This window comes from Alistipes sp. ZOR0009 (genome assembly GCF_000798815.1).
Taxonomy (GTDB): Bacteria; Bacteroidota; Bacteroidia; order Bacteroidales; family ZOR0009; genus Acetobacteroides.
Map to the genome: position 1 here is coordinate 19,162 of NZ_JTLD01000034.1, position 13,396 is coordinate 32,557.

Annotated in this window: 10 protein-coding genes; 8 read left to right on the forward strand and 2 right to left on the reverse strand. The window is 44.3% G+C overall.

Annotated features, from left to right (window positions below):
• Window positions 1–29 precede the first annotated feature (29 nt).
• Both L990_RS11010 and L990_RS11015 read left to right on the forward strand, forming a co-directional pair.
• Window positions 30–371, forward strand: a complete 342-nt coding sequence (locus L990_RS11010) for a CidA/LrgA family protein (protein WP_047448962.1) — start codon at window positions 30–32, stop codon at window positions 369–371.
• Window positions 359–1,057 (forward strand): LrgB family protein, encoded by a 699-nt coding sequence (locus L990_RS11015; RefSeq protein WP_047448965.1) that lies wholly within the window; start codon window positions 359–361, stop codon window positions 1,055–1,057. The genes L990_RS11010 and L990_RS11015 overlap by 13 nt, the downstream gene beginning before the upstream one ends.
• A gap of 64 nt (window positions 1,058–1,121) precedes the next feature.
• On the opposite strand, the gene L990_RS11020 is transcribed toward L990_RS11015, so the two are convergent.
• On the reverse strand, window positions 1,122–1,883 hold the full coding sequence (locus L990_RS11020; RefSeq protein WP_047448967.1) for a DeoR/GlpR family DNA-binding transcription regulator: 762 nt from the start codon (window positions 1,881–1,883) through the stop codon (window positions 1,122–1,124).
• 194 nt (window positions 1,884–2,077) lie between these two features.
• Between L990_RS11020 and L990_RS11025 the strand changes: the two genes are divergently transcribed.
• The 5 genes from L990_RS11025 to glpK all read left to right on the forward strand — a co-directional run bounded on the left by L990_RS11025 (window position 2,078) and on the right by glpK (window position 9,664).
• Window positions 2,078–3,640, forward strand: coding sequence for a glycerol-3-phosphate dehydrogenase/oxidase (locus L990_RS11025; protein ID WP_047448970.1), 1,563 nt, complete (start codon window positions 2,078–2,080; stop codon window positions 3,638–3,640).
• Between the two features lie 37 nt (window positions 3,641–3,677).
• Window positions 3,678–5,021, forward strand: a complete 1,344-nt coding sequence (gene glpT, locus L990_RS11030) for a glycerol-3-phosphate transporter (RefSeq protein ID WP_047448973.1) — start codon at window positions 3,678–3,680, stop codon at window positions 5,019–5,021.
• 163 nt (window positions 5,022–5,184) lie between these two features.
• Window positions 5,185–6,477 carry a glycerophosphodiester phosphodiesterase family protein gene (locus L990_RS11035; RefSeq protein WP_047448976.1) on the forward strand — a complete coding sequence of 431 codons (1,293 nt, stop codon included), beginning with the start codon at window positions 5,185–5,187 and terminating at the stop codon, window positions 6,475–6,477.
• 79 nt (window positions 6,478–6,556) lie between these two features.
• Window positions 6,557–7,897 (forward strand): porin, encoded by a 1,341-nt coding sequence (locus L990_RS11040; protein ID WP_047448979.1) that lies wholly within the window; start codon window positions 6,557–6,559, stop codon window positions 7,895–7,897.
• Window positions 7,898–8,152: 255 nt separating this feature from the next.
• Window positions 8,153–9,664, forward strand: a complete 1,512-nt coding sequence (glpK, locus tag L990_RS11045; RefSeq protein WP_047449055.1) for a glycerol kinase GlpK — start codon at window positions 8,153–8,155, stop codon at window positions 9,662–9,664.
• Between the two features lie 83 nt (window positions 9,665–9,747).
• Here the strand turns inward: glpK and galB are convergent, their stop codons facing one another.
• Window positions 9,748–12,348, reverse strand: a complete 2,601-nt coding sequence (galB, locus tag L990_RS11050) for a beta-galactosidase GalB (protein ID WP_081981686.1) — start codon at window positions 12,346–12,348, stop codon at window positions 9,748–9,750.
• A 306-nt stretch (window positions 12,349–12,654) separates the two neighbouring features.
• Here galB and L990_RS11055 point away from each other — a divergent pair, with 306 nt between their 5' ends.
• On the forward strand, window positions 12,655–13,227 hold the full coding sequence (locus tag L990_RS11055; RefSeq protein WP_047448981.1) for a hypothetical protein: 573 nt from the start codon (window positions 12,655–12,657) through the stop codon (window positions 13,225–13,227).
• The last annotated feature ends 169 nt before the right edge of the window (window positions 13,228–13,396 follow it).

Below are 13,396 nucleotides of genomic sequence, written 5' to 3' on the forward strand. Positions count from 1 at the left end.
CTAACTTTGTGAGGATTAATCGACCAAATATGATTTACGGACTTTTTGTAATTTTTTTGTTCTTAACCATTGGTAACCTACTCAGCGACCTCATTGGAGGCTTTATCCCAGGAAGTGTTATCGGAATGCTCCTCCTTTTTGCATCGCTTTTACTTAAAATTGTAAAGGCTGATGATATCAGACCAAGCGCCACCACGCTTACAAGCAATATGGCGTTATTCTTTTTGCCTGCTGGAGTTGGGGTCATTACGGCTACCGCCATCCTCGAAAAGTTTTGGGCATCAATCCTTATTTCAAGCATAATTAGTACCGTCCTAATTATTGTAGCAGTTGCTTGGATTCAACAAAAAATGGAAAAATGGAGACAGTAAAAAATTTATTTGAATCGCAAGCTTTTGTCCTTGCCTTTATCTTTGGAACCTACACCGCTTCTGTTTGGCTCTTTAAGAAAACAAAAATCAGCTTGCTACACCCTTTGCTTACTAGCATATTTGTCACCATTGCTGTATTGGAGATTTTTAAGGTAGAGTATACGACATTCGACAACAGCAGCCATGTTATAAGTTTCCTTCTCGGACCATCAGTTGTTGCGCTTGGAGTAACCCTTTACGACCAAGTTACCCATATAAAAGGCAATCTAGCATCCATACTTACCGCCGTTTTTGTTGGAGCAGTGGTAGGCATTGTGAGTGTAACTTGGGTGCTACACGCAATGGGAGCTAACGAAATGCTCGTTGCAACGCTACAACCTAAATCTGTTACAACACCTATTGCAATGGGCATCTCCCAGAAATTTGGGGGTATACCTTCGCTTACAGCCGTTATTGTTGTTGCCGTAGGAATATTTGGTGGAATTGTTGGCCCCTTTATTCTTGACAAGCTAGGCATCACAAGCAAGATTGCCCGTGGTTTAGCACTTGGAGCGGCCGCTCACGGCATGGGAACCGCCAGAGCAATGGAGTTAGGAGCAATTGAAGGAGCCATCAGCGGACTTGCGATTGGCCTAATGGGAGCTGCAACCGCACTAATGATGCCGCTTGTAAGATTATTTCTATAATAATAAGATAAAAAAAAGCGACACTGGCTTTAGCCCTTGTCGCTTTTCTCATATCATAAGCGTATCATACAATCAAAACTTTCACACCTCGCTCCTCTATTTTCTCCACCAAGCCTCTATTCACGTTGCTATCGGTAATAATAATGTCAACCATATCTATATCACAAATTTTTCCAAATCCCTTTCTCCCAAATTTAGTTGAATCTGCTAAAACAATTGTCTTTTGCGCCGCGGTCATCATTATTTGATTAAGATGCGCCTCCTGCATATTGGTGGTGGTAAGGCCAAAATCAATATCAATACCGTCAACCCCCAAAAAAAGCTTACTGCAAGCAAAATTGGACAGCATCTGCTCTGCGTAGTGCCCTATAACCGATGTTGACGATCGGCGAACAATTCCTCCCAACTGAACAATTTCGATATTAGAAAATTTAGTTAGCGCAACGGTTATATTGGTAGACGAGGTAATTACCGTCAAGCGATCGATTGAGCCCAAGGATTTTGCCAGCTGAAGCACTGTTGTTCCAGATGCTATTATAATGGTATCGTCAACAGCAACTAGGTCTACGGCCTTTCGGGCAATGCTTGCTTTTTGCTCAACCTGCATACCTTCTTTAAGAACAACCGAACGGTCGTTGATATATGGATCAATAGAACTAGCGCTGCCATGTGTTTTGAATAGCAGTTTCTTTTCTTCAAGAAACTTCAAATCCTTTCGTATTGTTACGGATGAAACATTCAGTTCCTCGCTCAACTCATTAACATACGCTATTCCATACTTCGAAACTTTATCTAAAATATACTTATGTCGCTCCGATATTGTCATTTTTTATGGTTTTAGTTTTAACAGCCAGTCAAATATAGCAAAAAATACTACAAATCCGCATCTGAAAATATTTTTCACTTAGTTTCGTTTTATTTTCGTTTTGTTTTGTTTGTATTATTATTTTTTCATTAATTGCACAAGTTTTCTTTCTAATTAGAAAGCAGCACGAAAAACAACAAGAAAATTAGCATACAATGAAAAGAGAAGAACAACTAAAACAACTTAGCGAAACAAATAATAGCTGGGATGTTGTTGTCATCGGAGGTGGAGCAACGGGTCTAGGAGTAGCATTGGATGCCGCAACAAGAGGGTTTAAAGTTGCACTTATTGAGCAAGACGACTTTACCAAAGCGACTTCAAGCCGCAGCACAAAGCTGGTACACGGAGGTGTAAGGTATCTTGCGCAAGGAGATGTAGCCTTGGTTCTTGAAGCGTTACACGAAAGAGGATTACTACTAAGAAACGCCCCTCATCTTGTAAAAAACCAATCGTTCATCATTCCTAACTACCGCTGGTGGGAAGGTGCTTTTTATACTATCGGACTAACAATGTACGACCTCCTAGCAGGAAGACTAAGCTTAGGAAGATCGTTACATATCGGTAAAAAGAAAACATTAGCGAAACTTCCACACCTAAAAAGCGAAAGCTTATACGGTGGAGTTATCTACCACGATGGCCAATTTGACGACTCACGCTTGGCTATAAACGTTGCACAGTCGTGCGTTGAAAATGGAGGTTGCGTTGCAAACTACGTAAAGGCAACAGGCCTTTTAAAAGATGGAAAAGGCAAAATTGTTGGCGTAAAAGCCACCGATCTAGAAACTGGCAAAAATTTAGACATCAAGGCTAAGGTTGTTGTTAATGCAACTGGGGTATTTGTAGACTCAATCATGCAAATGGACACACCAGAAGCTCACGACATGGTTCGCCCAAGCCAAGGTGTACACCTTGTACTCGACAAGTCGTTCCTAGATAGCGATTACGCGATTATGATTCCAAAAACAGACGATGGTCGCGTACTATTTGCAGTGCCTTGGCATAGCAAAGTGGTAGTTGGAACAACCGACACCCTCCGCGAAAAGCCAGAGCTAGAGCCTCAAGCACTCGAAAAAGAGATTGAATTTATCCTTAATACAGCCGGAAGGTACCTTACTAAAAAGCCAACCCGCAAAGATGTGCTCTCTATCTTCGCAGGTTTACGACCTCTTGCTGCACCTAAAGGTGAAGGAAAAAGCACCAAAGAAATTTCTCGTAGCCACAAAATCATCACTTCGGAAAGCGGTCTCATCACCATCACCGGAGGGAAGTGGACTACCTTTAGAAAGATGGCGGAGGATACCATCAATGAATCTATTAAAGTTGGAAACCTAGCCAACCTGAAATGTAAAACTAAGAATCTGAAGATTCACGGCTACAAGCCAAATCCAGATCTAAACAACCACCTATACGTTTACGGAACCGACGTTGAGTTTATTCAAAAGCTCGAAAACGAACATCCTGAGTATAGAGAGAAGCTGCATCCAAATTTCGAGTATAAAGCTTCCGAGGTCGTATGGGCTGCTCGTGCCGAAATGGCAAGAACCGTAGAAGATGTACTTGCACGTCGTGTGAGGGTCTTATTCCTCGATGCAAGTTCGAGTATTGCCATGGCTCCTAAAGTTGCTCAAGTCCTAGCAAAAGAACTTGGACAAGACGAGCAGTGGGTCGAGAATCAGGTTACTGCTTACACCAAGCTTGCTAAGCAATATCTAGCATAAATGAACCCAAGGTTTAACTATCAAACCAAAACCAACTATGAAATCGTTTCTACTGCCAGCGGCACATAAGCCAAGGATAAACGAAGCAGATATAGACAGAACATACAGGCAGCATCGCCTAAAGGTTTTTATCGGAATCTTTATCGGATACGCAGGTTACTACCTAGTTCGGAAAAACTTCTCGCTTGCCATGCCCGAGCTGGTTAAGGAAGGCTTTAGCAAAGGCGATCTAGGCCTTGCCATGTCTGGTGTTGCTATTGCTTACGGGTTAAGCAAATTCCTTATGGGCAGCATATCAGACCGTAGTGATGCCCGTAAATTTCTTTCTTTAGGTCTATTAATTTCTGCGGTAATCACCCTTTTTATGGGAACCAAGGTTGGATTATCGTCTATTGCGATCATGTTTTCGCTCCAATTCCTAAACGGATGGGCACAAGGAATGGGATGGCCTCCATGCGGTAGAGTTATGACCCACTGGTTCTCGCACAAGGAAAGGGGAACCAAGATGGCAATCTGGAACGTTGCTCATAACGTTGGTGGAGGAATTATCGGACCTATGTTTGCCGTTGGTGTTCTTTGGTTTGGAACTTGGCAGGCTGGCGCATTTGTCTTTCCTGCAGTCATAGCCATTGTGATTGCTCTTATCTCCTTCATTTTGGTAAGAGATACACCCCAGTCGTGTGGACTACCCTCTATTGAGGAGTACAAAAACGACTACCCTGCCTACTACAACGAAAACTCAGAAAAAGAGTTAACCACCAAGGAGATCCTTTTTACTTACGTATTAAACAACAAGGTGCTTTGGTTTGTAGCACTAGCAAATGCGTTTGTATACTTGGTTAGATATGGGGTTTTAGACTGGGCTCCAACCTACCTAAGCGAAGTAAAAGGATATTCCATTAAGGAAATAGGCTGGGCGTATTTCGCCTACGAATGGGCAGCCATCCCAGGAACCTTAGTATGCGGCTATATCAGCGACAAGTTCTTTAAGGGAAAACGAGCCATGACTACCATGATCTTCATGCTCTTGGTTACCATTGCCGTTCTAGTTTACTGGCTAAATCCTGCTGGCCATCCATTGGTAGATAGCATCGCGCTGATATCTATTGGCTTCTTGATATACGGACCAGTAATGCTTATCGGGGTACAGGCTCTCGATCTTGCACCCAAAAAAGCAGCAGGAACCTCTGCCGGATTTACCGGATTTTTTGGATACATGCTTGGAACATCGCTCCTTGCCAACGTCGCAATGGGATATATCGTAGACTCGACTGGATGGAACGGTGGTTTCATAATGCTAATCGGAGCATGTATACTCTCTATCATTTTTATGGGATTCTCTTGGAAAAAAGAGATCGAAATAAACAATGGTAAAAAATAGCAACTAACTGTTGATTAAAAATAGGCGGTTATGTATACAAAAGCAGTAATAGCGATTTTCCCCCAACATGCTAATTGCTGTTACTGCTTCACAGAAACAAACCGTCACCTAGTTTTAAGCAACCTCAACGAAATCTTTAATAACCGAATTTAAATCAAAAAACATGAAAAAGAATCTAGCATTCATGTACGTTCTCGCAGGCTCCTTAGCCCTCGTTTCGTGCGAAAGCGAGAAATTCGCAGATCCAACACAAGATTGGAAGGATGTTAGCGTACAAAAACTTTCATCTGAGATGCAAAAAGTACGCGACTATGTGCCTGTAAACACAGTTATAGCCCACCGCGGTTCTACCTTTTGGGTTCCAGAAGAAACAGAAGCCGCATTCCGTTGGGCTAGAAACGTTGGTGCCGACTACATCGAAGCCGACCTTCAAATGACTAAGGATGGTGTTATTTTGGCTCTACACGATTACGATTTAAGAAGAACCTCTAACATCGAAAACATCTATCCTGAAAGAGAAAACCAACCTGCAAGTTCCTTCACTTATGAAGAATTGATGAAACTTGATGCTGGATCTTGGTTTAACGATGCAAAACCAGAGCAAGCACGCCCCGGGTTTAAGTCACAAAAACAGTACATCTCGACTCTTGAAGACCTCATTATGTACGCCCAAGGGAAAAGAATGAAGAGAGATGCAAACGGAAACCGCCTTTATACAAAAACAGAAGTAAACGGTAAGGCTACCTACACCTTCCAATATGAAGATGATCCGGCTGATAATGGAAACCGCCCCGGTATCTACATTGAAACAAAAGAGCCTTGGGTAAATCCAGGTATAGAGCAAGCAACCTACAACGAACTAGATAAGCTAGGATGGAATGTTGCGACCAAACCAGCAACTAGCACTGACCATTTTATTACCGATAGCAAAGGCCGCACTAACCGTGTTAATATCGGAAATACCAACGGAAAGGTTATCCTTCAAACATTCTCTCAAGAGAGCCTACGAAATCTATTCAAGGTGTTCAAGGGTAAAGTTCCTACTTGCTACCTACTTTGGTTGGGCAACGGTGCTACCGACATGCCTAAAGATGAACCTCGCAACTACGCCGAATTCATCAATTTTGGAATTCAGAATGGAGCACACTTCATGGGACCAAGCATTCCTGGTGCGCCAAACAACTATCCAAACCTTCTTAAACCTTGGCAAGCAGGTCTTATCCACAAATCAGGAATGAGAACTCACGCATATTCTTTCGACTCATACGAGCAAATGGCTCAGTTCTTCGGCGAATACAACTATGGCACCGTGGTAGACGGCATTACCCTTCCTTACGTTGATGGTATGTTTACCAACCGTGCAGACATTACTCTCGACTACTACTTTGGCAAAAAGGTTCGCCCTGTTGGAAAAGAAAAGTCGGCAACTGAAGTACTTAACGACTTAGGTTACTAATAAAACCCAAACCATTTCGATGATGACATCCACCTATATGGACGGAAAGATTCACCCGATTTGTTAAAATATTATTTGTATGAAAAATAGAATGATATATACAGCTATTGCCGCTGGATTACTCATCACTTCGGCATCAGCACAGGAGGTTAAGTTTGGAGAAGGCGATAACAACTCGCTCTCTAAGACAAAAATTACCATCGGAACTCGAGTTTCTATGGACGGAGCCTACTTTATGGATGATGTTACCCCTCTAAAGTCGGGTGCTACCATTCCAGATGCTCGCATTCGCATGACCATCCAACACGGAAAGTGGGATGCCTACTTCGATGCCGATTTTGGCAAAGGCGTTTACACCCAAAAGAACGTTTTCCTACGCTACAACTTCACCGAAAAGAATTCGTTAAGAGTAGGATATGCAACCGAATCGTTCTCTATCAGCTCGCTTACCAGCCAATCGGATCTACACTTCATCACCCGCTCGGCAGCTGTAAACGCGTTGGCTCCAGGACGTAACCTAGGCATTACCTACAAGCACAGAGGCAATTCCTTCTTTACCGAAACTGGAATTTACTCAGAAAACATGTATAACAAGCAGGAAGTAGGCGACCAAGGTTTTGCCGCTTCTGGACGTTACCTGTACGTACCCGTTAACAACGACAACCTAGCCATTCATGTTGGTGCGGTTGCCCGTTTTAAGAAGATCGAAACTGGAGTTGTTGAAGGAAACCCTGGTGTATTTACCAAATACTACCACATCAACTCGGGCCTTGAAACAAATGTTGACCCAAGCGTAAAATTTCTTGACGCCAACGTGCAGTGGGCCGACAAGGAGTTCAAATATGGTGCAGAGTTTCTTGCTGTAACTCCTCGTTTCTTTGCTCAAGGAGAATATATTGGATCTAGAATCGATCGTAGCCGCCCCGACAAGCTACTTTTCGAAAATCAGCTAGGCTCACTTTGGAGTTGGGGTTCTCTTGCTAGCTGGCAAAAAGGTAATCCTGAACTTACAAGCCTCAACTTTAACGGTGCTTACCTAGAATTAGGATATCTTCTATCTGGCAACGCGGCTTACAAGTACGATACCGACAATGCGCTGCTTAAAGCTCTTTCTGGAGATAATCTTCTTGAAATTGTAGGCCGCTACAGCTACACTTCGCTTAACGATGTAAAGAATGGCGACATCTACTGGAAGGCTCAAAACAAGTTTTTCCCTGCTGCGACAGGTATTACAGACTATCCAGCATCCTCTCCTAGCATTGGCGGTGGCAAGCTTCAAACTTTTACACTTGGTTTGAACTATAACTTCACCTCTAACGTACGAGCAATGCTTCACTACACCTTATCGAAGGTGGATAGCTACAAATTCGACGACGAGAACATAAGTATGCTTCAGCTACGCGTACAATTTAAGTTCTAGAATAAGGATTAAAGACGCTGTCACTATATCCAGTCAGAAATTACTTGATTTATTAAGGAAGCTGCAAACCATAAATTTCTGAATTTTGACATTCCCCGTTGAGACATGCTTTTCAACGGGGATTTTTTCAATCGCATCCCTCCCAACACCACCCTACTACAAGCAGCAACAAACAATACCCGCAAAAATTTAGCGGCGAAACGGTCAAATAGGTATCTTGCAGCATTAGTTAATAACAACCTAACGGCACCAACTATGGATACATCAAAAAAATATATTCTGGCTCTCGATCAGGGGACTACCAGCTCGCGCGCCATCATCTTTAACCACGACGGCAAGCCAATAGCCTCGTCGCAAAAGACCTTTACGCAGCACTTTCCGCAATCAGGATGGGTAGAGCACGATCCTAACGAAATATGGTCGAGCCAAGCCTCGGTAGCAGCCGAGGTTATTGCCCAAGCAGGGCTTTCTGGATTAGACATTGCCGCCATTGGAATAACCAACCAGCGAGAAACTACCATCGTGTGGGAAAGAGAAACGGGCAACCCCATTTACAACGCCATCGTTTGGCAGGATAGGCGAACCGCCAGCATCTGCGACGACATAAGGGAGCACCACGCAACAACCATACACAAAAAAACAGGGTTAATTGTTGACGCATACTTCTCCGCAACCAAAATAAAGTGGATACTCGACCATGTAGAAGGCGCCAGAGCGCGTGCAGAACGCGGCGAGCTTTGTTTTGGAACGGTAGATAGCTGGCTAATATGGAAGTTTACCCGCGGAAGGCATCACCTTACCGATGTTACCAACGCCAGCAGAACAATGCTCTTCAACATTACCACCTTAGAGTGGGACGAGGAGCTTTTAAGGCTCTTCGACATCCCCCGCGCAATGCTCCCAGAGGTTCGCTCGTGCAGCGAGCATTTTTGCGATACGGCATCAACACTTTTTGCCACCCACATACCAATTTGTGGCGTTGCTGGCGATCAGCAGGCCGCCCTTTTTGGGCAGCAGTGCCTACACGAGGGAATGGCCAAAAGCACCTACGGTACAGGCTGCTTCATGATGGTTAATACAGGAAACAAACCCGTAATCTCTGAGAATAACCTGCTTAGCACCGTGGCCTGGCAAATAAATGGAGAAACAACCTACGCCATAGAGGGCAGCGTATTTGTTGGAGGAGCCGCCATACAGTGGCTCAGAGACGGCGCAGGTATTATCAGCTCGTCCGAGCAGAGCGAAAGCCTAGCCCTAAGCGTGGAAAATAACGGCGGCGTGTACTTTGTACCGGCACTTACCGGTTTAGGAGCCCCCTACTGGGATCAGTATGCGCGCGGAACCATTATTGGCATAACCCGAGGGACAACCGCAGCGCACATTACCCGCGCTACCCTCGAAGCAATAGCCTATCAGGTGTACGACGTGCTCGATGCCATGCGCGAAGACTCTGGGTGCCTTATCAACGAGCTCCGTGTAGATGGCGGTGCCGTTGCCAACAGCTTCTTAATGCAATTTCAGTCCGATATACTAGGTGGAAAGGTTATCCGACCAGCTATTCTAGAATCGACAGCACTTGGCGCGGCATACTTAGCAGGACTAGCCGTTGGTTACTGGAAAAATACAGAGGAGCTAAGCCTGCAGCAAAAGGTTGATCGTATTTTTGAGCCCAAAATGGAGCGACAAAGCGCCGAACGCTACCTTTTAAAGTGGCGAAAGGCTGTAGAGCGCGCCCAAGATTGGGTAGACCTCGACGATGAGCAGTAAGACATAGCCACATAGTAGAGCAAGCCGATGGTTACCACTTTTAGGTGGCCATCGGCTTGCCTTTTATATAGGGACAGTAAATGCTACCTAATAGTTACCACTGTTTCGCCAACCGCTAAGCCATTGCTCGATGCCTTTACCTTAAATGTTCCTTTAGCACCCTTTTTTGCCTTAACAACTACCAATACAAGTCCATTAAAAGCTTCCTTTTCGTGGCTACTAAATGGAATAAAGCTGGTAGCATCGCCGTTATCAGTGGCCACAATCTCTCCTGCCCCCTCCACTTCGAATTTTATAAGCGGATGCGTACGTGGAACGGTAATCCCATCCCTATCCTGCACGCTAACAGTAATAAATGCAAGATCCGCACCATCTGACGCAATGGCCGAACGATCGGATGATAGGCCCAACTTAGTAGCAGCACCGGTAGTTTTGGTGGTGGAGGACGCCCACTCCTTTCCATTTTTATAGGTTACCACCTTAAGTTCTCCCGGTTGGTAAGCAACGTTATCCCATACCAGCCTAAAATCTTGCCCTGCTACCTTATACTTACGCCCAAGGCTCTTCCCATTAAGAAATAGCTCCGCCTCGTCGCCCGAGGTGTATACATGAACGGGCGTTACCATTCCTACCCGCTCGGGCCAGTTCCAATGCGGAAGAATATGCGCCATTGGATAGTCCGGACGCCAATGCGCCTGGTAGAGGTAGAATCTATCTTTAGGAAATCCGGCTAAATCTACAATCCCAAAGTAGCTGCTGCGCGACGGAGCTCTATTTTTGCCCAACTCAGCCAGTTTAGCCTCCAGTTCGGCTCTTTTGGCAGGGTCATTACGGAAGTTAAGCAAATTCGTTTCGTCCGAATTGTAGGGCGTTGGCTCGCCAAGGTAGTCGAACCCAGTCCAAACAAACTCGCCCAAAAGATGGGGGAACTTTGCGTTAGTTCGGAACTGATGGTCGGGCGTGCAACCCCAATCGGGCTTAGCTAAATCGTACGAGGTAATCTGCCAATGCTGGTAAAGGGAGTCCTTACCAAAGAAGTATTCGCCGCGAGACGATACGCACGAGGATGTTTCGCTCCCCATGGTAGGCTTACTGGCATAGCGTGGATCAACATCCCAACGGGGTTGCTGGTCGAAGAAGTAGTTAACCCCCATAAGGTCGATACCCACAACCGCACCTACCTCGCGCGCACCATCGGGGTCGTTGTAACCGTTCGAAACTGGACGGGTAGGATCTTCGATACGAACAATATCAGCCAAATGCTTTGTCATCTCAACATCGCGCTGGTTCATTACCTCATTACCTATCGACCATATAAAAACCGATGGATGGTTACGATCTCGGCGTACCAAAGCTTTAAGATCTCGCTCGTGCCATTCGTCGTATAGCTTATTGTAGTCATTCTTTTTCTTTCCAACCTTCCAGGTATCAAAGGCCTCGTCCCAAACAAGGAAACCCATTTGGTCGGCAAGCTCCAACAGCTCGGGTGCAGGTGGATTGTGCGAAGTTCGAAGCGCGTTGCATCCCATTTCCTTTAAAATGGTAAGCTGACGGCGCAGCGCGCTGGTGTTTATTGCAGCACCCAAGGCACCTAAATCATGGTGGTTGCAGGTTCCCTGAATCGCCACCCTACGCCCATTGAGCAAAAATCCATTTCGAGGCGTAAACTCTAGCGTCCGAACACCAAAAGGAGTATTATAGGTATCCACCACCTTCCCATTAACGGTAACGGTAGCTTGCGCAAGGTAGCGGTTGGGCGATATAATGTCCCATCGCTTGGGATTGGTAATAACGGCATTAACCGTAGTGGCAACGCTTTTACCAGCATCGAGCTTAATTACAGCATTACCAAAACTCGACACCTTTTTACCAATACGGTTACCGCTTTCGAGCTCGTAAATGGTAGTTTTAATAGTAGCCTCAACGGTTAAAGGGCCTTGGTTATCGAGTGTTACATCCATTTTTACCGATGCCGAAGCGTTAGTTACTAATGGCGTGGTAATATAGGTGCCCCAATGCCCAACATGTACGGGATTAGTTTTTACCATCCATACATGACGGTAGATGCCTGCTCCAGAGTACCAGCGCGAATCCCACTTTTCGGTGTTCAATTTAACAGCAAGCACGTTCTTCTCCCCAAATTTTAGGTACGGCGTTAGCTCCATTCTAAACGAGCTGTAGCCGTAGGGCCAAGTTCCCAAGTAATGACCGTTAAGCCAAACTTCGGCATAGGCCATTGCCCCATCAAAATCAAGAAATATTCGCTTACCAGCATCGGCAGCTGGCATGGTAAAGTGCTTACGGTACGAGCCAATGCCCTTAAAGGGTAGCTTGCCCGTTTCGCCAGTTAGCTCTATACGAAATGGCCCATCAATGGCCCAATCGTGAGGCAAATCCAGCTTTTTCCAGTCGGCATCATCAAATAACGGATTTTCGAGCCCCCTTGGCTCTGCAAGCGAAGTTCCGTTTGCCTGAAGCCCAAAACGTGAAAAAAGCCAAGCCCCATCAAACGATTCGTACGAGGCCGATCCCATTCGCTGAATGACCTTAGCCGATTTATGCCCCTCAGCCACCTTGCTGGGAGCAACTGCTGCGCTGCTAGCCAAGGCAGGTAGCCCTACCAAAAGCAACAGGGCTAAAAGCAGCCGTTGTTGGTTTATTTTTTTATCAAAAGAAAGTATCATTGAACCTAGTGTTTAGTCGATAGCTGCGTATTTGCATAGGCTAATGTATAAACTTATGGGCATTAATCAGAATAGCAGCAATAAAAAAGAGCCAAAAGCTCGATTTATACGCTAACTCCCCACTCCGTGATGATACAGGTTCGTTTAAAGGGTTAATTTTCTAACTTTGCACCCCAACGTAAAATGGCTTTTTACGGCAATAATAAGTAGATGAGCGAAGCAGCTAGAATTTAAATGCACCACAACCAATAATAGTATACTCATTTCGAATCATCTAAAAGCATTAATTAAAATCTATAGCCAACAATGAATAAGCTTCTTTTCCTGCTTACAATTATCACTCTATCATTCTCCTCGTGCACTAAAGTCGATTACGAAAAGGTAACTCCACATCCTTATCCCGAAATAGTTGGAACTTGGAAATTTAATCTAGCAAACTATTTTACCATTCATATAGAAGATGCCTATAAACAAGAAGAAGTCGCAATCGCAGATAAGTATGAAACACTCGCCATACGTAAACCATTAATCGATCTTATCATTACCTTTAATGATAACATGACCTGTACAGGCGTAAAAGATAACGGGAACGAAGTATTAAGGTATAAAGGAATTTATACGATTGTAGGAAACAAATTATCCATAGTAATGAAGCTTGTAGGCAGTAATAATCAAACCGTTTACTACTCTGGCAACATAGAAATGAGATATAAAAAATTCTTCTTCTACTATTACAAGGAAACAATTCTCGACGACTACACAAAAGAAATTAAAAGTGGCTCCGAACCCCACATAAAATCCATATTCGATTTTTCAGAAGAGGAGCTGCTAAATAAAATATCCTATTTAGAAATGCACTTAATAATGGAAAAGGTATAAGCAGGGCTGTATACCATATTAGCCTACTCAATGTTATTTTTTGAATCCTAGGTAGCATTTATTCCTGCCACATCTTTAAGTAAATTTCGCAGGTAATCAGTTATGTGTAGCTGGTTACCATATTTTATCTTTTGGTTAAGAGTTTTACTCCATTGGTTACCATATTCTA

Excerpts from the sequence above, each read along its gene's own strand:
- glpT (WP_047448973.1), top strand. The coding sequence starts at position 3,678 with ATGAAATCGTTTCTACTGCCAGCGGCACATAAGCCAAGGATAAACGAA.
- L990_RS11040 (WP_047448979.1), top strand. The coding sequence starts at position 6,557 with ATGAAAAATAGAATGATATATACAGCTATTGCCGCTGGATTACTCATC.
- L990_RS11025 (WP_047448970.1), top strand. The coding sequence starts at position 2,078 with ATGAAAAGAGAAGAACAACTAAAACAACTTAGCGAAACAAATAATAGC.
- glpK (WP_047449055.1), top strand. The coding sequence starts at position 8,153 with ATGGATACATCAAAAAAATATATTCTGGCTCTCGATCAGGGGACTACC.
- L990_RS11035 (WP_047448976.1), top strand. The coding sequence starts at position 5,185 with ATGAAAAAGAATCTAGCATTCATGTACGTTCTCGCAGGCTCCTTAGCC.
- galB (WP_081981686.1), bottom strand. The coding sequence starts at position 12,348 with ATGATACTTTCTTTTGATAAAAAAATAAACCAACAACGGCTGCTTTTA.
- L990_RS11010 (WP_047448962.1), top strand. The coding sequence starts at position 30 with ATGATTTACGGACTTTTTGTAATTTTTTTGTTCTTAACCATTGGTAAC.
- L990_RS11020 (WP_047448967.1), bottom strand. The coding sequence starts at position 1,883 with ATGACAATATCGGAGCGACATAAGTATATTTTAGATAAAGTTTCGAAG.
- L990_RS11015 (WP_047448965.1), top strand. The coding sequence starts at position 359 with ATGGAGACAGTAAAAAATTTATTTGAATCGCAAGCTTTTGTCCTTGCC.
- L990_RS11055 (WP_047448981.1), top strand. The coding sequence starts at position 12,655 with ATGAATAAGCTTCTTTTCCTGCTTACAATTATCACTCTATCATTCTCC.